The 17,753-nt window shown below is 71.6% G+C and carries 14 protein-coding genes and 1 pseudogene; 7 read left to right on the forward strand and 8 right to left on the reverse strand.

Features of this window, described 5'->3' with window-relative positions:
- Positions 1 to 11 precede the first annotated feature (11 nt).
- From ACL02O_RS25525 to ACL02O_RS25535, 3 genes and pseudogenes are all read right to left on the reverse strand, one after another.
- A complete protein-coding gene (locus ACL02O_RS25525) occupies positions 12 to 1,373 on the reverse strand; it encodes a TIGR02678 family protein (protein WP_412820695.1) in 1,362 nt (453 codons plus the stop codon).
- On the reverse strand, positions 1,370 to 2,938 hold the full coding sequence (locus ACL02O_RS25530) for a TIGR02677 family protein (RefSeq protein ID WP_412820696.1): 1,569 nt from the start codon (positions 2,936 to 2,938) through the stop codon (positions 1,370 to 1,372). Before ACL02O_RS25530 ends, ACL02O_RS25525 begins: the two co-directional genes overlap by 4 nt.
- A 143-nt stretch (positions 2,939 to 3,081) precedes the next feature.
- Positions 3,082 to 3,710: pseudogene (locus ACL02O_RS25535) on the reverse strand (oligopeptide/dipeptide ABC transporter ATP-binding protein); the annotation flags it as partial.
- Between the two features lie 42 nt (positions 3,711 to 3,752).
- Here ACL02O_RS25535 and ACL02O_RS25540 point away from each other — a divergent pair.
- The 4 genes from ACL02O_RS25540 (at position 3,753) to ACL02O_RS25555 (ending at position 8,053) form a co-directional block, all read left to right on the forward strand.
- Positions 3,753 to 4,865, forward strand: a complete 1,113-nt coding sequence (locus ACL02O_RS25540; protein ID WP_412820697.1) for a mechanosensitive ion channel family protein — start codon at positions 3,753 to 3,755, stop codon at positions 4,863 to 4,865.
- Positions 4,866 to 4,931: 66 nt separating this feature from the next.
- Positions 4,932 to 5,753, forward strand: a complete 822-nt coding sequence (locus ACL02O_RS25545) for a class I SAM-dependent methyltransferase (protein ID WP_412820698.1) — start codon at positions 4,932 to 4,934, stop codon at positions 5,751 to 5,753.
- Positions 5,750 to 7,003: a hypothetical protein gene (locus tag ACL02O_RS25550; RefSeq protein WP_412820699.1), complete on the forward strand. Its 1,254-nt coding sequence runs from the start codon at positions 5,750 to 5,752 to the stop codon at positions 7,001 to 7,003. Before ACL02O_RS25545 ends, ACL02O_RS25550 begins: the two co-directional genes overlap by 4 nt.
- A gap of 180 nt (positions 7,004 to 7,183) precedes the next feature.
- Positions 7,184 to 8,053 carry an NAD(P)-dependent oxidoreductase gene (locus tag ACL02O_RS25555; RefSeq protein WP_412820700.1) on the forward strand — a complete coding sequence of 290 codons (870 nt, stop codon included), beginning with the start codon at positions 7,184 to 7,186 and terminating at the stop codon, positions 8,051 to 8,053.
- Between the two features lie 77 nt (positions 8,054 to 8,130).
- Here the strand turns inward: ACL02O_RS25555 and ACL02O_RS25560 are convergent, their stop codons facing one another.
- The 5 genes from ACL02O_RS25560 to ACL02O_RS25580 form a co-directional block, all read right to left on the reverse strand.
- Entirely contained in the window at positions 8,131 to 9,600 is a 1,470-nt protein-coding gene (locus ACL02O_RS25560; protein ID WP_412820701.1) for a M1 family metallopeptidase, read from the reverse strand.
- Between the two features lie 207 nt (positions 9,601 to 9,807).
- Entirely contained in the window at positions 9,808 to 10,101 is a 294-nt protein-coding gene (locus ACL02O_RS25565) for a DUF1330 domain-containing protein (protein WP_412820702.1), read from the reverse strand.
- A 63-nt stretch (positions 10,102 to 10,164) separates the two neighbouring features.
- A complete protein-coding gene (locus ACL02O_RS25570) occupies positions 10,165 to 10,572 on the reverse strand; it encodes a DUF2267 domain-containing protein (protein WP_412820703.1) in 408 nt (135 codons plus the stop codon).
- A 353-nt stretch (positions 10,573 to 10,925) separates the two neighbouring features.
- The gene (locus ACL02O_RS25575) at positions 10,926 to 11,336 is read right to left on the reverse strand and encodes a DUF2267 domain-containing protein (RefSeq protein ID WP_412820704.1); all 411 of its coding nucleotides are present in this window, start codon (positions 11,334 to 11,336) and stop codon (positions 10,926 to 10,928) included.
- A 625-nt stretch (positions 11,337 to 11,961) separates the two neighbouring features.
- Positions 11,962 to 13,326 (reverse strand): glycoside hydrolase family protein, encoded by a 1,365-nt coding sequence (locus tag ACL02O_RS25580; RefSeq protein WP_412820705.1) that lies wholly within the window; start codon positions 13,324 to 13,326, stop codon positions 11,962 to 11,964.
- Between the two features lie 462 nt (positions 13,327 to 13,788).
- On the opposite strand from ACL02O_RS25580, the gene ACL02O_RS25585 reads away from it, so the two are divergent.
- The 3 genes from ACL02O_RS25585 to ACL02O_RS25595 all read left to right on the forward strand — a co-directional run.
- A complete protein-coding gene (locus ACL02O_RS25585) occupies positions 13,789 to 14,835 on the forward strand; it encodes a LacI family DNA-binding transcriptional regulator (RefSeq protein ID WP_412820706.1) in 1,047 nt (348 codons plus the stop codon).
- Positions 14,836 to 14,874: 39 nt separating this feature from the next.
- On the forward strand, positions 14,875 to 16,470 hold the full coding sequence (locus ACL02O_RS25590) for an FAD-dependent oxidoreductase (protein WP_412820707.1): 1,596 nt from the start codon (positions 14,875 to 14,877) through the stop codon (positions 16,468 to 16,470).
- Positions 16,446 to 17,753, forward strand: a 1,308-nt coding sequence (locus ACL02O_RS25595; protein WP_412820708.1) for an ABC transporter substrate-binding protein, incomplete at its 3' end; no start/stop codon positions are given. The genes ACL02O_RS25590 and ACL02O_RS25595, both read left to right, overlap by 25 nt.

The raw sequence follows: 17,753 nt of genomic DNA on the forward strand, positions 1-17,753 counted from the left end.
CGTCCCGAAGGTCAGAAGAGGGTTTCGGCGGCGGCCCGGTGCCGGACCGCGGCGACGGTGTTGCGGTATCGGGCCGTCAGCGGCCGGACCAGAACTCCGCCCGGCACCCGAGTGACGGCGCCGAACCGGTCCAGCAACGCCACCGCCTCGCTGCGTAGCCGTTCCGGGTCGGCGTGCCACTGGGCGCCGAACGCGGACCCGTACCGGCGCAGGATCTCCCCGACTGCGTCCCGCAGGAAGCTGTCGGTGATGAATGGCAGGCGGCCCTCGCCGGCCGCGTCGTCCGGTTCGTCACCGGGCGGCGGCGGTGACCCGGCGTCGTCGAGCAGCACCAGCGTGGCGGTGGGCAGGCCGGAATCGAGCCGGTCGACCAGCGCGCGGTGCCCGGCCTGCGGGTGCGGCGGGGCGATCCGGCGGACCCGGCGGCCGTCCGGGTCGAGGGCCCGGTCGGCCATCGCGACGGCGAGCAGCACGGCGGCCTGCGCCACCGAGCCGGTGCCCGGGAACCGCTCGGTGGTGAAACCGGCGGTGTCCACCAGCAGCACTCCTTCGGCGCGCCGTTCCAGCCGCATGCCGGTCAGCCGGGCCAGGTCGCCGGCGAGCGCGGCGCCGCGCAGGTGGTTGGCGACCGCCGGGTCGACGTCGGCGAGGTAGATCACCGGGGACTCCACCACCGCCCGCCGGGTTAGCTGGGCGGCGTGCCTCCGCTCGGCGTTGCCGCTGCGGGCCGCCGACCGGTCCAGCAGCGCGGCCACCGAGTCGACGTGTTGCAGCACCCGCGTCGGCCGGAACAGCGCGAACACCACATCGCGGGCCACATCGTACAGCGCCTCGCCGGCACCGGGGTCGCTGGCCCAGGCGGCGCTGGAGCCGTCGGCCACCCGCAGCGCGCCCCGCTCCTCCAGCCAGCCGACGGCGTCCACGAACGCCCGCCGGTCCGCGCCCTGGTCGGGGTCCAGCCCCAGGCCGGTAATGCGGTTGGCGTCGGCGGCCACCGCGTCGGCAAGCTCGCTGAGGGTGATCTGGATGCCGGCGCGACCCAGGACCGCCAGGCACAGGGCCAGGTACGCGTACCGCTGGCGGTCGAACGGGCGGCCGGTGCGCGACACCGCCGGTTGGGTGGGGTCGAGGCGGTCCTTCGCCCGGACCAGCCGGGCGGTGCCGCCGTGCAGCTCCAGCCGGTAGCCGAACGCCTCGGACAGGTCCCGCCGCAGGGTTGCGGCGAACCGCCGTACCCGCGGCAGCGCCCGCTCGTCGGGCCAGGTCGCCGTGATCAGCGGGTGGCGCAGCACCAGCCGGACGGCGCGCTGGTAGTCGGCCAGTTCCAGGTCGTTGACGTCGGCGGCGAAACGGTGCCTGCTCGGTTCGCTCATGCCGGGACCAGCTCGGGGCGACGGATTGCGGTGTGGGTCGCGGCGGCCACGGTCAACGCGTACCCGTCGAGGTGAAGCCGGCCGGCGGCGGTGGCGACGGTGGTGAACCGGCCCGGCGTCGGGGTGAGGGTGAGCCGGACGCCGTGGGCGGCCGCGGCCAGCGGCGCCCGCGCGGCGCCGCCGACCCGGGCGGCGAGGGCGATGTCGAGCAGCCGCAGCAGCACGGCGGTCTGCGCCTCGTCCAGCCGGAGCCCGTCGAGCCCCTCCTCCGCCAGCACGCCGGCCGCGTCGGCGAGCTGGCGCTCCCGGGCGAGCTGGTCGGCGCGCAGCCGGTGCCGGCGGTCCTCGCCACGGTCGACCCGGGCCGGCCGGCCCCGACCCGTGCCAGGTGCCCGGCCGGTGGCCACCAGGGTGCGCGACAGCTCGACCGCTGGCGCCTCCCACCAGGACAGTCGGGTCGGGATCGCCTCCGGGTCCGGGTGGGCCACCGCCACATGCCGCGGACCGCCCAGGCCGAAGACGACGTCGAAGAGCGCGTGCGCGGCCTCCTGGGAGCCGGCCCGGGTGAACCAGGCGGCCAGGTGGCGCAGCTGCGACTCGCGGCTCACCCCGCCGCGCCGGGCTTCGGTCACTCTCCGCAGCAGTGCCAGCACGTCGCCGATCGCGCCGATGGTGGCGTCGGCGAGCCGGTCGGCCTCGCTGACCCCCTCGGGTCCCGGCGGCGCCAGCCACGACCGCAGCCCGCGCCAGCGGCGCCGCCAATCCTCCAGCCGCTCCACCGGGGTGTGGAAGAGCCGCTCGTCGGCCTCGGCCGCCGCCTCGATGAGCCGGTCCAGGCCGGTCGCCTCCACCTCGTGCACCGCCGCGCGCAGCCGCGGCGTGTAGCGCTGCAGCTCGTCGTGGAAGTCCCGCAGGTGAGCCAGCAGGGCGTCCTTGTGGGCGAGGAACACCTCCGGGCGCACGTCGTTGGTGCGGCTCAGGTCGCCGAGCATGTGGTAGAAGCGGGCGGCCCGTTCGGCGATGTCGGCCAGCGCCCGGTCGAGCCGGTTGAGCTTGCGGTAGACCTCCTCCGCGTCGCCCGCCTCGTTGGCCGCGGCGAGCGCGGTCAGGTCGGCCAGCAGGTCGGCGAAGACCAGCCGGGACAGGGTCGTGTCGTCCATCGTCGCGGTCAGCACGGTCTCCACGGCGCGGTGGGCCCGGTAGCCGGCCTCGGTGAACTGGTAGACCGAGTGCCGGTTGCGGTATTCGGCGAGGGTGGTCGCGCGGGTGCCGTCCTGGCCCCGGTCGAGCACCCCCCAGTCCACGAGTGCGTCGAGCAGCCGCGGCAGCTCCAACTCGGCCGGATCCGGGCAGTCCGGGTTGGCCTCGTGCAGCACCGCCATCGCGGCGGCCACGTCGGCGGCGTGCAGCATCACGTGGTAGCTGGAGCGTGCCGTCTCGAACCCGCGCAGCAGCCACAGGTAGGCGAACCGGTTCTCGGCGGTGACGTAGCCGAACAGGCGCATCCGGTCGTCCAGGCCGAACTCGTCCAGGCCGAACGTCTGCCTCGACGGCTGTGCGGTCATCCTCGTCCTTCCGGGCGGTTGGCGTCGAGCGACCGCGCCAGCCTACCCATGCTCGGTGAAGGCAGCTCGGTGCACCGCCCGGCCGACTGCTTTTGAACCGTCGGCCGGCCGTTGCCCCTGCAGCCCAGCCGCCCGTCCCGGAGTCAGCCGCCGGCTCCGGCGCGGACGTGACCCTCAGCACTGTGCGCGTCGCCGCCGGGTACCGGGTCCGCCCGAATCTCCCGGACCGCCTTGAGCGGGAACAGGCAGGCGGCACGCTGGTCGGCGACCACCTCGGCGAACGCCGAGTCCGTGTCGGCTCAGTCGGGTCACGTCTGCGGACACCGGGCGCGGGAGCGGCAGCCGCCGGGCGCGTCCACCGGGTTGGGAATTCGCTGGCGAGGACGATGCACCGGCGGTGCCGCTCGACCTGGGGATCGGTCACCGGCACCGCCGGCAGGAGGGCGACGGTGTGCGGATGGGCGGGCTGCTGATAGATCCGCGCCGCCGGTCCGGCCTCGACGATGCGGCCCAGGTACGTCACGGCCACCCGGTCGCTCATGTGTTCGACGGCGGCGAGGTCGTGGGCGACGAACAGGTAGGTCAGCCCGAGTTCTCGCTGCAGGCGGCGAAGGAGGTTCATGGTCTACACCTGGACGCTCAGGTTGAGCGAGGCGACCGGTGCGTCGGGGACGATCGGTCTCTGCCAGTCGTACCTCTGCGGGTACGGCGAAATCGCCGCGGCTGCCGGCCGCCGTACCCGCCTGCGCCAGCCCCGACTTCGATATGTTGGCCGCAGCCCGGTGCTTTTCGTCAACGGGAAGGTGGCCTCGACGTGCGAGAGGTTGTCGTCACGCTCATCGTGGTCGGGGCCGCGGTGGGGATCGCCCTGCTCCTGGTCACGGTCGCACACCGGATGTTGCGGCGTCTCGGCCGCCGGTCGGCGGTGCTGGCCGACCTGACCGCACGCACCAGTCGGCCGGTGGCGCTGCTCGCCGCGCTCGCTGCGGCTTGGACGGCGATCGCGACGGCCACCACCAACGGCTGGCACGAGGTGGCGTACCGGATCCTCGGGCTCGCCCTCATCGGATCGGGCGGATGGCTGCTGGCCATGCTGCTGCAGGTGGCCGCGGACGGTGCGCTTCGGCGGTTCCGCGTCGACGTCCACGACAACCTGTCCGCGCGTCGCATGCATACCCAGATCACCGTGATCCGCCGGGTCGCCTTCGCGGTCGTCGCGGTGCTCACCGTCGGAGCGATGCTGGTCACCTTCCCGCAGGCCCGGGCCGCGGGCGCGAGCATACTCGCCTCGGCCGGGCTGGTCGGCGTCGTCACCGCCCTGGCCGCCCAGACCACCCTGGGCAACATGTTCGCCGGCCTCCAGCTCGCCTTCGGTGACGCGCTACGGCTCGACGACGTGGTGGTCGTCGAGGGCGAGTACGGCCGTGTCGAGGAAATGACCCTCGGGTACGTGGTGATCAGGATTTGGGACGAGCGGCGGCTCATCCTGCCCTCGTCGTACTTCACCAGCACGCCGTTCCAGAACTGGACCCGCGCCGACGCATCCCTGCGCGGCACCGTGGAGATCGACGTGGACTGGTCGATGCCGATCGAGGAGATGCGCGACGAACTGCGCCGGATCGTGGCGGGTGAGTCCGAACGGTTGTGGGACGGCCGCGTGTGCACCATGCAAGTCACCGACGCGACCGGTGGAACCGTCCGGGTCCGCGGCGTGGTCAGCGCTGCCGAGAGCGGCAGACTGTGGGACCTTCGCTGCCTGGTCCGGGAGCGGCTGGTGTGTTGGGTCCAGCAGCAGCAGCCCGCGGCCCGGCCCCGGCTGCGGGCCGAGGTCGGCCAGCCCGACCACGGTGCCGCGCGGCCCCGGTCGGTCTCCCCACGGCAACACCTTGACCCACCCGCCCCGGACGCCACGCTGCCGCAGCGATAGCCGGCTGCTCTGTCCACAGACGACACCTTCAGGTTGCCGTTGCCATGCTGCGGTAGGCTCCGGTCGATGAGGCACAGTGGAGTCGAAGCGACGGCCTACCTGGTCAACGAGTCACGGGCCCGCTGCGGCGAACTGGCGCGCGACCCGTTGGCTGTGGACTGGATCCCGGCCAGCGAGCGGTCGGCGGTGCGTGCCCTGTGGGACGAGTTCGCGGAGGCTGTCTACGCCCACGACGATCTGGTCGTGTCGTTGCGGGGCCGTTGCGTCCTGGAGGTGTTGACCGAGGCTTTGCGACGCGACCCCGACACCGTGCTGGTGTCATGCGGCGCGGGCTTCACGTCGTACCCGTGGGTGTTGCCGTTCCGGGCCGCGGTCGAGGTCGACCTTCCCGAGATCATCCAAGCCAAGCGGCAGCGGGTGACGGAGCTGCGCGCGACCGGGCTGATCGACGACCGCGACGTGACGCACATCGCGACGGACCTGACCAGCGGACCGGCACGTCAGGAGCTGGTCGAACGGGTCCGGACGATAGCCGCCGGACGCCCGATCGCGTTCGTCGCCGAGGGGCTCGTCTACTACCTGCCGCCGCAGGCGGCGCGGGCGGTGATCGGGCTCGGCGCGGCCATCGATCCCGACGCACTCACCGTGGTGAGCTACTGGCCCAGGGCGGCGGCGGCGCATCCCGTGCTGGCCGCGCAGACCCGCTGGTTCCGGGAACACCGCGTGCCGGAGGACGCCACGTACCTCACGGTCGACGACCTGTCCGCGGTGCTCGGTCGGCGCGTCGACGACAACAGCCCCGAGCAGTTGCAGCGCCGCCTGCTCGGCAAGGTCGCGGTGCCGGAGCGCGAGCTGATTCCCGAGCATGTGGCGGTGGCCGGCGCATGACCGAGGTGCTGCATCTGCAGAGCAGGGCCTACCCGCTGCACTACGCTTTGTGCGACCCGTTCGTCGACACGATCCGGGTTCCCGGTCGCGGGGAGTTCCATCCGGTCGCCGGTGAACTCAGCTCGGCGGCGTACAACGCGATCACCACGGTCGAAGCCGACCTCACCGCGATCGTCAAGGCCGGGGTGAATCTGCCCGGCACGGAGATCGTTGGCTGCCGGGCGCGATTTCTCTCCGCAGGAACCGTGCTCGTGGTGTACGCGCTGCGCCACAACCTCGACCTCGGCCCGTTCGACGCATACCAACTGGCCGACTTCGACGCCCGCGTGAACCGCAGCCTTCGGTCGGCCGACGCGACCGTCCTCGCCGAGGTGTTCGATGCCGCTCGGAGAGCCGGTCTGCTGGGGCACATCATCCCGCCGCCAAGGGGTGGCCGCAGCGGAGAGCGGCCCTTCTCCATCGATCCACGCTTCGTGCGGTACAACTGCCACCTGGTTACCCGGCGACCGGACTGGTCTCCGGACCCGCGCGTGCCACAACTGGTCCTGGGTCCCGGGTGTCAGGTCCTCCTGCCCTTCACCTACGCCTGGGACGGCGACCCGTCCGCTCCGCTCGACGAGATCCTGACTCTCCTGGAACCGGCCGACATCGCCGTCGCCGAGTTGTCTCTGCTGATCGGTGCGATCACCGGTGGCCGGCAGATCCTCGCCGACCTCGCCCGCGACTCGCTGAGCCAGATCGTCGACAGCGAGTTCCGCCGGTTCATCGACGGGGTGTGGGCCAACTACCACGAACTCGACTCGTACCGCGTGGAGTCCGCCCAGGACCGACGCGCAACCTTCCTGGCCGCCCGGGAGATCATCGGCGTCGACCAGGCGCACGACCGCGCAGAGCGGCTACTTCAGTACGCCGGAACGTCGCTGCTCGCCGAGGCGACGTCGCGCACCGAACACCTCGACAAGCGGCTCAACCGGGTGGCGGCAGGGCTGACGGTGGTGGCCGCGCAGTCGTTTCTCCTCGACCTGGCTGGCTTTGTCCTACCGCAGCAGACGTCCTTGCCCGTGCGGCTCGCCATCGTCGGTGGCGTCACGGCGCTTGGCGCCGCGGCCGTCATGCTGACCCTGCTGCCCAGGTGGAAGAGACGCAGGGCGCGCGACACCGTGGCGGACGCCGTGCGGCGACCCGGCGCGATCGCCGCTGCTGGCGTCGACTCGATACGACGCGCTGCCGTGACGACCGGCGAGACATAACTCGCCTCGCGGAAGGCCACGAAGGTCTACTTGCCGCTCCCTGCCTCGATGACAGCCCGCCCCGACCGGGATGTCCTCGGCTAGGTCTCCTCGGGTTGGCTCCCGCATTGAAAGCCTCCTGGCTGACCCAGTCGACCCCGGTGTACCGCACCGGGCGGAGGAAGCTGGCAGGATGGGGCCATGGCCAGGGTCGCGGTGATCGGGCTGGGTGGCATGGGCAGCCGGATGGCGGGGCGATTGCTCGACGCCGGCCACGATCTCGTTGTCTGGAATCGCACCCCACAGCGGGCCAGCGATCTCGTGGCGCGGGGCGCGGTCGCCGCCGACAGCCCGGCGGACGGCGCCCGGCAGGCCGACCTGGTCATCACGATGCTGTCCGACCCGGCCGCGCTGCAACAGGTGGCCGAAGGCCCGCACGGCATCCTCGCCGGGGCCACCGCGCCGACGACCCTGTTGGAGATGTCCACGGTCGGGCCGGCCGCCGTGCGCCGGTTGGCCGCGATGCTGCCCGACGGCGTCGGCCTGCTCGATGCGCCGGTGCTGGGCAGCATCTCGGAGGCCGAGTCCGGTTCGCTTCGGATATTCGTCGGAGGGCCGGAGCCGCTCGCCCAACGATGGACGCCGGTGCTGAGCGCACTCGGCTCGCCGATACATGTCGGACCGCTCGGCGCCGGCGCAGCCGCCAAACTGGTCGCCAACTCGACCCTCTTCGGGGTGCTCGCGGTTCTCGGTGAGGCGCTCGCTCTCGCGGACGGGCTCGGGCTGCCCCGTGACACGGCGTTCGAGGTCCTGTCCGCCACTCCCGTCGGCGCGCAGGCGGATCGGCGACGGCCGGCAGTCGAGTCCGGTCAGTTCCCGCTCCGGTTCGCGCTGTCACTTGCCCGTAAGGACGCCGATCTGGTCTTGTCGGCCGCCGCGTCGGCCGGTGTCGACCTGCTGGTCGCGGCGGCCGCACGGCAGTGGGTCGCGGCAGCCCAGGACGCCGGCCTCGGCGACCGGGACTACTCGGCCGTGATCGCACACATCACCGGCACCGCCCCATCAACCTGACAGCGCGGGGGAGTCCGCGGAGCGACGTCGTCAGTCGAGACATTGCACGGGCACGGCGTTCAAGACCGTCAAGAGGCTCACGTGACCGTGATCGGCTTCGGCGTGGTCTTCGAGTCCAGCCAGGTGTTGATGAGTTTGGTGAAGTCGCGCCCGGTCTGCTTGTTGACGAAGGCGATGAACGACGCGCGGTCCTGCTGGGTGTTGCGCTGTTCCTGCACCCAGGCGCGGGCCAGCGCGAAGAACGCCTTGTCGCCCAACTGCCGGTGGATCTCGTGGAGCATGGCTTCCGGGCACAGGTAGACGTTGCCCTCGGCGAAGTTCTTCGGGTTGGGCTTGCCGGGCGGGCCGAGCTTCTTGCGCATGGCGGCGTCGGCGTCGCGGAGGTACCGGTCTAGGCTGGCGTCGCTGAGGTGCCGGGTCTCCTTGGTGTGCAGGTCCTGGGCGTACTGGGCCCAGCCCTCGTTCAGCCACACATCGGACCAGGTGGTCGGGGTGACGGAGTCCCCGAACCACTGGTGGGCGTACTCGTGCAGCAGGTCGCTCCCCCAGCGCTCCCGGCGGGCCTTGGTGTTCTCGATCTTCCGGCCCATCGTGATCATCTGCTGGGTCTCCATGCCGGACTCCGAGTCCACCACCACGACGCCACCGGAGGGGAACGGGTAGGGGCCGAACTTCTTCTCCAGCCAGGTCAGGTACTGCGGGGACTTCTTGAGGTAAGGCAGCAGCTTGTCGTCGGTGCCCTTGCGGTACCAGTAGGTCAGCGGGATGCCGCGCGGCCCCTTGGCGGTGAGCTTCTGATACTTGCCGACCGCGAGGGTGGTCAGGTACGTGGCGACCGGGTCGGTGCTGCGGTAGGTGAAGGTGTTCCCGGACTGCCCGGCCGCAGTGCCGCTGGCGATCGCGGTCCAACCCGCCGGGACGGTCACCCGGATGTCGTAGAGGGCTTCGTCGGACGGCTGGTCGTTCGACGGGTACCAGGTGAAAGCCCCGAACGGCTCCTGCATCGTCCACAGGCCGCCCTCCTTGGTGACGGTGAGGCCCAGATCCTCCACGTCCTTGCGGTGCGACGGCATCGGCGTCGTCCTCGGTCGGCCGTGGTACTTCACCACCAGGGTCACCGGCTTGTCGGTGACGACCGGCGCGGTCACCGTCAACTTCTCCTTGGCCACGGCGCCGGTGACCGTCGTACCGTCCAACGTCACGCCGTCGACCTGGTAGGGCATGAAATCGAGGACGAGGTCGGGGGCGTCCTTGGTGGGCCGGATCCGCAGGGTGGCCGTGCCGGTGAGGGTCTTGGTCGACGGCGCCCAGTCGAGTTCCAAGTCGTAGTGCAGGACGTCCAGCGCGTCGGTGCCGCGAGCGGGGTAGATCCCGTCGGCCACCGGGGTGGAGCGCCCCGCCTGCCAGGCGGTGTAGTCGACGGCGGGGACGGTCGGGCTCGGCGTTGTCGTGGGGGCGGACGAGCCGGCGGCCGGGACGACCGGATCAGTGCAGCCGGCGACGAGCAGCGGGCCGAGCAGCAGGGCCAGGGGTGCACGGGGGCGCATCAGCGCACCATACGGTAGAGATCGACCTCTGTGGGGCCCGTTGCGGCGTCGGGCCCGGGGCGCGCGCGACACCGCACCGCCCGCCGTGCCGCCGAGCGGCTGTGGTGGGACGCCTCGACGGTGACTCCTCGCGGCGTCGCCACGGACCGCGACGGCACGCCCCGACGGCCCACGTACCGCCCTGGTCGGCGGTGAGCGCGCCGGGCGTCAGGCCGCCGCTTCGATGATGCGCAGGTCGCGTTCGGCTCCGTCGCCGAGCGCGCGCAGCGCCTCCTGGTAGGCGGGGCTGTGGTAGGCGGCGACCGCGGCGTCGACGCTGTCGAACTCGATCAGCGTCGTACGCTCCAGCAGGCCTGATTCGAACGCCTGCGCCGGCAGGCCGCGCGCCAGGAACGTGCCGCCGGCGGCGCGCATCGCCGGCCCGGCCAGCTCGATGTAGGCGGCGAGCTTCTCCTCGTCGCTGATGGACCGGAAGGTGTTGATCCAGTAGGCCTTCGGCACCGTCGTTGTCTCCTGCTCGTCCGGATGGGCGTTCCCCGGCTCGGTTCACCGGCAAGGCCCAGCCTAACGATCACCTGACCGAAGGCCCGGCCACGCCTCATCGGTGCGTAGCAGCTGTCGGATGTCCTTCGACAGCTCGGCTTCCAGGTCCCCGAGCTCCTCGACGGTCACCGCCTCGCGCAGGGTCGTCAGCACCGCGCGGGTGCCGTCGGCGGCCCGCTGATCGTCCATGCCCGTACGCGCCGCCACCTCGTTGAGGAACTCCACGAGATCGAGCTGTTCGGCGAAGTCCACGGTCTTGTGCAGGTACCCCCGCAACTCCGCCGGGAGCTGCGCGGCGAGGTCCTGCGCCTCGCCGCCACTGACCCGCTCAGCCAGTGTCGTGAGCGCGGCCCGGGTGACGTCTGCCGCCTCCGCCGGCGGCAGCCCTGCCCGCTCCCCCACCGCTTCGAGGAACTCGGCGTGGTTCACGTTTCTCCTTCCGGGTAGCCGCCCGGGTCCCCACAGGTGGCAGCGGATCTCGACGCCTGGTTGTGGAACCGCGGGAGCGCCGGCCGGCGCTGTCGCACCAGCGTCGCTCCCAGCACCCGCTGTTCGGACTTCCGTGACCGGTTCACGTCCCGCAATGTGCCTACCCGCTTCCGGTGCCGGCACACGTGTTCCGCGCAATGTCCCCTCGGTCGGACGCCGCCCGTCTCTCGGTCGCGGAATCAGCCGGATCGCCGGAAGCCGAGCGTACGCAGCTGGGCATCATCTGCGGCTTGGCGGCAGCGGCGTACCCGCGTGCGACACGGGCACACCTGCTCCCACCTCGGCGGCGGGTGCTACGACGCGAGGTGCGGCCCGCCACCGGCACTTACCGGCTCGATCGCCTGCCAGAACTCCTTCGGGAGCTGGGCCGCCGCGTTCTCGAACTCGTCACGGGTGACAGCCTCACGTAGCGTGGTGAGCACCGCGGGGACCGCGGCGCCGGCGAGCGCACGGTCGACGTCCGGGTCGTCCCCCACCCGCCGCACGAACTCTTCGAACCCGAACGGCGCGGCCATTTCCCCGCCGAGCGGTCTGCTCAGGTGAGCGGCGAGCCCGTCCGGAAGCTGATAGGCGAGGTCCTCAGCCTGGCCGGCGCTGATCCGGTACGCCAATGTCTGCAAGGTCGAGCGGGTGAGTGTCGCCGCCTGGTCGGTCGACACCTTTGCCCGCGCGGCGACCGCGTTGATGAAGTCCTGGTATTCCACCTGATTCTCCTCTCCGGCCGGATCGCGTCGAACCGCCGGTTGCGCTGCGGTTCGGTTCGGTGCGCCTTGCCCACAGCGTCCTGCGGCCGAGGGTGACCGTGCCTCATCCGGTTCGGGCGACCGCCAGGAGCGCTACGGCATCCCGGACATTCCGGCGGAACGGCGGCGGATGTGCGGGACTGCGCACTGCCCGGACCGGTCCTGACCTGAGCGTGGGACCGGGTGTCCGAGTCGGAGCGCCGGGCGGGTGTCGAGGCGACCGTGCTGCAGAGATGGCCGCCGCGGTCGGCTTCCGCGCGTCCCCACGAGCCTCCTACGTCACCGGTGCCACCCTCACCGTCGACGGTGGGTGGACTGTCGTGACGGACTCCGCCTAAGCGCGCCCGGACCATCAGCTGATCAGAGCGCCGGAACGCGGCTTTCCCGGCGGGCCACCCGGCCCGCGGCCGGGAAACCCGGCGCCGACCCGTCGGCGGTGGGCCGGGCGACACCGGTCCCCCGCTGCGCAGGTCGTTGCGCCACGACCCGGCCCCGTATCGACGGTTGTCGCGTCGACCCGGGGCCGGGGCGCATGTCTGGAAGAGTGCCGACCGCGCGCCGAACGGTCGCAGCCGCACGTTCGAGATCACGCTGGTGGCTGTCCCTCGTCGTGCGGGACCGTGACGGCGACCGCGCAGCCGACCGGTCGTCCGATCTCGTCGTGGCCGGCGTAGGTCAGGTGGTACACGCGGTCCCCGCCGTTGCCGGCCCGTTCGGCCCGCAGCTGACCGCTGGTGTCGGGGGTGCCGGTGGCGAAGTCGCTGACGTCCGTGGCGTCGCCGCCGGTCACGCCGGTCAGGGTGAACGCGTTCGGGCCGAGCACGCCGTCGCGCAGGTCCACGGTCACGGTGACGTCGACCAGCTCGTGGTTCGGCGGCCAGAGGACCGGTCGGTCGACGGTGCAGTCCAGCTGCCGTGCGGGCACGGGTTCTGACAGGGTGGCGGTGGCGTGTGCGATGGTCGCGGTGAGCCGGGCGCCGGCCTCGTAGTACATGTGCGCGGTACGCCCGTCGAAGTAGAACGTCGGTGCGGCCGAGCGGCCGAGGTCGGGCGCGGCAGCCATCGAGTCGTGCACGACGCCGAGGTGGATCTCCTGGTCGAAGTTCTCCCCGACGTCCACCGCGTGCATGTTGCCGTCGGCGGCGTGGTAGATCACCAGGTTGCGGTCGTTCCAGCGGAGGAAGAAGGGCCCGGAGGCGTTCGGGCCCTCGTCGCCCTGCGGGGTGACGATCGGTTCGGGCTGCATGGTCCAGGTCCGCGCGTCGTTGGAGACGGCCCAGCGGATCCGGCGGGACACCGGCCCGGTGGGGCCGGGCGCCCCACCCGTGGGATTGTCCATGAAGAGCATCAGATATCGCGTGCCCAGGCGGGGCACGGACTTCTCGAACACCCGGGCGTAGGAGGTCTCGCCGCCGGTGGTCTCGTTGCGGCTGACGGCGGTGCCGCCGTAGCTGAAGTGGATGCCGTCGTCGGAGGTCGCGTACCGGGTGATCGAGTTCTCGCCGTGGAAGTAGAGGAACAGCTTGCGCTCGCCTTCGATCCACACCGCGTGGGGTGAGGAGACGTGGCTGACCGTGGCGTAGTACGGCAGCCAGGTGTTGCTGATCAGCGGGTTGGCGTCGTACTCGGTCCACGGACCGTTGATCGAGTCCGAGTAGGCGAGGGCGATCCCGCCAGGACGCTCGTGCGGCGCGTAGTACAGGTAGTAGGTGCCGAGCGGGTGGGGAAAGTAGTCGGCCGCCCGGATGACGCTCGGGAAGATGAACTCGTTCGTCGGGTTGTAGGCGAGGGTGCTCTTGTCGAACGCGGTGCCCACGTAGGTGAACTGCGGGAAGTCGAGGCCTGGGTCGGCGGCGGCCGGCGCGGCGCCGGCCATGGCGACGACGAGCAGGCCGGCACTGGCGGTCGCGGCGACGGCACGTCGGGGGGACGGGGCGGGTGGTCTCGGCATGGGTCTTCCTCTTCTGTCGGTTGGGCTCGGACGGCGGGCGGGCCTCGGCCGAACGGTGCCGAGCGGAGCGCCTTGCGGCGGCAGCACGCAGGCCGCCGTCCCGGCTGCGGCGCCAGCGGCACTGCGGGACAGGCGGTAACTCTCCGTAGGGGTGCAGGGATCATCGACCGGTCGGGTTCCCGAGTCGGAGTGTGCTAATACGTATTAGCATCGATACTTCTCGAATGTTGCCTGCCCCGAGCAGCCCCTGTCAAGGGGCCTCCCCAACCCGCCGGCTTTGGGCAGCTCCGCGTCACCCCGGGTGCCGTCCGGCTCGGAACGGCTCCCGCTAATGCGCATTACTCCAGGAGGTTCATCCCTTCGAAATCTTCGTCATCCTCTTGACACAAGGCCGGTCCACCCACCAGGCTCCTCCCCAACGCCGAGCGCTAATACGCATTAGCCGGCCCGGAAGGACCCGCCGTGACCACTCCCCCCAGACGCGTCACCCAACGTGACATTGCCCGGCTGGCCGGTGTCAGTCAGGCGACGGTGTCGCTGGTGCTCAACAACCGGACCGACGCCGAGGTCCGCATCGCCCCGGAGACCCGGGACCGGGTGTTGCGGGTCATCGCCGAGACCGGCTACGCCGCCGACCCCGTGGCCCGCCGCCTCGCCTCGCGCTTCAACCGGATCCTCGGCGTCTTCACGTACGAGCCCGCCTTCCCCAGCGGCAGCCGGGACTTCTTCCACCCGTTCCTGCTCGGCATCGAGGAGTACGCCGAGCGGGTCGGCTGCGACCTGCTGCTGTTCACCAGCGCGCCGGTGGTGGACGGCCGGCGACGCATCTTCCACCAGGACAACCGGCTGCGGCTGGCGGACGGGTGCATCCTGCTCGGACGCGAGATCGACGGCGCGGAGCTGCACCGGCTCAACCGCGACGGATTCCCGTACGTCGCCGTCGGACGCCGCGACGACGCCGGCGGACCGGTCCCCTACGTCGGCGCCGACTACGCCACGGCTGTCGCCCGGCTCGTCGAACTGGCGCTGCGACGCGGTCACCGGCGCCTGACGTACGTGGGCATGGGCATGACCGCCGAGTCCTCGCAGGACCGGCGCCGTGGCTTCGTCGCCGCCGCGACCACCGCGGAGAGCGCCCGCCAGGTGTCCGCCGTGGCCGGGGCGGCCGACGCGACCCTCGACGACCTGCTGGCCGACGGGACCACAGTGGCCTTCGTGGAGGACTTCGCCACGGCCGTCGCGCTGGAGTCGGCCGCCCGCCGGCGCGGGCTGACCGTGCCCGGCGACCTGTCGATCCTGACCCTCGGCGACCCGACGACCCCGGTCCCCACCGACATCGCGTTCACCGGGTTCCACATCCCCCGGGAGGAGATGGGCCGCCAGGCCGTCGAGGTGCTGACCGGCGGCATCGACGGCAGCGCGGCCGGCCCCCAGCAGCGGCTCCTGCCCTGCGAACTCGTCGAGGGCGACACCCTCGGCACCCCTGATCGGGCGGTCGACCGGCGCTGAGCGGCCGGCCGCGCAACTGGAAGGAAGCAAGTGGTACTTATGCGTGCGGACGTCCTCGTCGTCGGGGGCGGACTGGGCGGCGTCGCCGCGGCGCTCGCCGCGGCCCGGGCCGGCCGGTCCGTCATCCTGACCGAGGAGTTCGACTGGCTCGGCGGGCAGCTCACCAGCCAGGCGGTCCCGCCGGACGAGCACTCCTGGATCGAACAGTTCGGCGCCACCGCGAGCTACCGGGCCCTGCGCAACGGCATCCGCGACTACTACCGCCGTCACTACCCGCTGACCGAGCGCTCCCGGGCCTGGACCGACCTCAACCCGGGCGCCGGTTGGGTGAGCCGGATCTGCCACGAGCCCCGGGTGGCCGTCGCCGTCCTCGAGGAGATGCTCGCGCCGTACCGGGGATCGGGGCGACTGCGGCTGCTGCAGCCGTACCGCCCGGTCGCCGCGGAGACCGACGGGGACCGGGTCACCGGCGTCACCCTCGTCCACCGGGACCACGACGAGCGGATCGACGTGGTCGCGCCGTACATCCTGGACGCCACCGAGACCGGTGAGCTGCTGCCGCTGACCGGCACCGAGTACGTCACCGGGTTCGAGTCACAGGCCGAGACCGGTGAGCCGAGCGCACCCGCCGAGGCGCAGCCGATGAACATGCAGGCGGTGTCGGTCTGCTTCGCCCTCGACCACGTAGACGGCGACCACACCATCGACCGCCCCGCCGGGTACGACTTCTGGCGCGACTACAAGCCCGACTTCTGGGGTGACCGGCTGCTGTCCTGGAAGTCGCCGCACCCGCGCACCCTGGAGATCGTCGAGCGCAGCTTCACCCCCAACCCGGACGACGACCCGCTGAGCGTCAACGCCGATCAGCGGGTCAACCCGGGTGACGGCAACCTGTGGACGTTCCGGCGGATCGCCGCCCGGCGCAACTTCGTCGACGGCGCATACGGCAGCGACATCACGCTGGTCAACTGGCCGATGATCGACTACTTTGAGGGCCCGGTCATCGACGTGCCGAACGCGTCGTGGCACCTGGCCAAGGCCCGCGAGCTGTCGCACTCGGTGCTCTACTGGCTGCAGACCGAGGCGCCCCGGCCCGACGGCGGCACCGGCTTTCCCGGCCTGCGGCTGCGCGGCGACGTGACCGGCAGCCGCGACGGCCTGGCACAGGCGCCCTACATCCGGGAATCGCGCCGGATCCGCGCCGAGTACACGGTGGCGGAGCAGGACCTCTCCCTCGCCGTGCGGGGTGAGCGCGGCGCGGTGCACTACCCCGACTCGGTCGGCGTGGGGATGTACCGCATCGACCTGCACCCGTCGACCGGCGGCGACAACTACATCGACGTCGGCTCCTGCCCGTTCGAGATCCCGCTCGGCGCGCTGATCCCGCAGCGGATGGCGAACCTGCTGCCGGCCGGCAAGAACATAGGCACCACGCACATCACCAACGGCAGCTACCGGCTGCACCCCGTCGAATGGAACGTCGGCGAGGTCGCCGGCCTGCTGGCCGACTTCTGCCTTGCGCGGGGCGAGTCCCCGCGTGCGGTCCGCAGCACCCCCCGCCTGCTGGCCGAATTCACGGACCGCATCTCGGCCGTCGGTGTGGAACCGCGATGGCCGCAGATCGCGGGGTACTGACCCCCGGTGAGGAGAAGATTGTGAAGCTAGGAAAGTCGCTACGTCTCGTCGCTGCGGCACTGGCCGGCGCCCTCGCCCTGTCCGCCTGCGGCGGCGGCGAGGCGGAGAACATCGGCCCGGCCCGGCTGCGGATGACCGTCTGGTCAGCCAACGAGGCGCATCTGAAGCTGTTCAACGAGATCGCCGACGAGTACCGCAAGACCCACCCGGACGTCGCCGAGATCAAGTTCGACCCGCTGCCGTTCGAGAACTACACCACGACCCTGACCACCCAGATCGCCGGCGGAAACGCGCCCGACCTGGCATGGGTGTTCGAGAACTCGGCCCCTGACTTCGTCGCCTCGGGCGCGTTGCTGCCGCTCGACGACACGCTCAAGAAGGCCGAGGGTTACCAGTACGAGGATCTCTCCCCCGCCACCCTCAAGCTCTGGCAGAACGACGGCAAGCTTTACGCGTACCCCTTCTCCACCTCGCCGTTCGGGGTGTTCGTCAACACCGACATGGTGAAGAAGGCCGGGCAGAAGACGCCGGCCGAGCTGATCGCGGCCGGGCAGTGGACCTGGGACACGGCATTGGCCACCGCGGCGGCGACGGCGGTGAAGACCGGCAAGGCCGGCCTGGTGATCCGGGACTTCGACTACAAGGGCTGGGACAATCTGTCCACCTTCTGGACCGGGTGGGGTGCCCGGGCGTGGAGCGAGGACGGGAGGTCCTGCGGCTTCAACAGCCCGGAGATGGTCGACGCGATGACCGCCCTGCACAAGGCGATCTTCACCGAGACGGCGCTGCCCGGCCCGGGCACGACCGCCGACTTCTTCGCCGGTGACGCGGCCATGACGGTCACCCAGATCTCGCGCGCGTCGCTGCTGAAGGACGGCGGCTTCGGCTGGGACCTGGTGCCCCTGCCAGCCGGCCCGAAGGGGCCGTACGCGGTGGTCGGCCAGGCCGGCATCGGGGTGATGAAGAAGAGCCCGCACGCCGAGCAGGCGGCCGACTTCCTGGCCTTCCTGACCAACCCGACCAACTCGGCGAAGCTCGCCCAGTTCTTCCCGCCGCCGCGGCAGTCGCAGCTGACCGCCGAGACGCTGGCGAAGACGAACCCGAAGCTCAAGCCCGAGCAGCTGCAGAAGGTGGTCGTCGACGGCATCACCAGCGGTGTGGTCAAGCCCAGCCACGCCGGGCAGGCCGAGCTGAGCCAGCAGGTCCGGGCCGGGCTTGATCCGCTGTGGCAGCCGAACGCGGACGTCAAGGGCGTACTCGACGGCGTCTGCGCCAAGATCCAG

Source organism: Micromonospora mangrovicola, from assembly GCF_047200535.1.
Classification (GTDB): domain Bacteria; phylum Actinomycetota; class Actinomycetes; order Mycobacteriales; family Micromonosporaceae; genus Micromonospora.

Excerpts from the sequence above, each read along its gene's own strand:
- ACL02O_RS25580 (WP_412820705.1), bottom strand. The coding sequence starts at position 13,326 with ATGCCGAGACCACCCGCCCCGTCCCCCCGACGTGCCGTCGCCGCGACC.
- ACL02O_RS25555 (WP_412820700.1), top strand. The coding sequence starts at position 7,184 with ATGGCCAGGGTCGCGGTGATCGGGCTGGGTGGCATGGGCAGCCGGATG.
- ACL02O_RS25550 (WP_412820699.1), top strand. The coding sequence starts at position 5,750 with ATGACCGAGGTGCTGCATCTGCAGAGCAGGGCCTACCCGCTGCACTAC.
- ACL02O_RS25530 (WP_412820696.1), bottom strand. The coding sequence starts at position 2,938 with ATGACCGCACAGCCGTCGAGGCAGACGTTCGGCCTGGACGAGTTCGGC.
- ACL02O_RS25590 (WP_412820707.1), top strand. The coding sequence starts at position 14,875 with ATGCGTGCGGACGTCCTCGTCGTCGGGGGCGGACTGGGCGGCGTCGCC.
- ACL02O_RS25545 (WP_412820698.1), top strand. The coding sequence starts at position 4,932 with ATGAGGCACAGTGGAGTCGAAGCGACGGCCTACCTGGTCAACGAGTCA.
- ACL02O_RS25525 (WP_412820695.1), bottom strand. The coding sequence starts at position 1,373 with ATGAGCGAACCGAGCAGGCACCGTTTCGCCGCCGACGTCAACGACCTG.
- ACL02O_RS25560 (WP_412820701.1), bottom strand. The coding sequence starts at position 9,600 with ATGCGCCCCCGTGCACCCCTGGCCCTGCTGCTCGGCCCGCTGCTCGTC.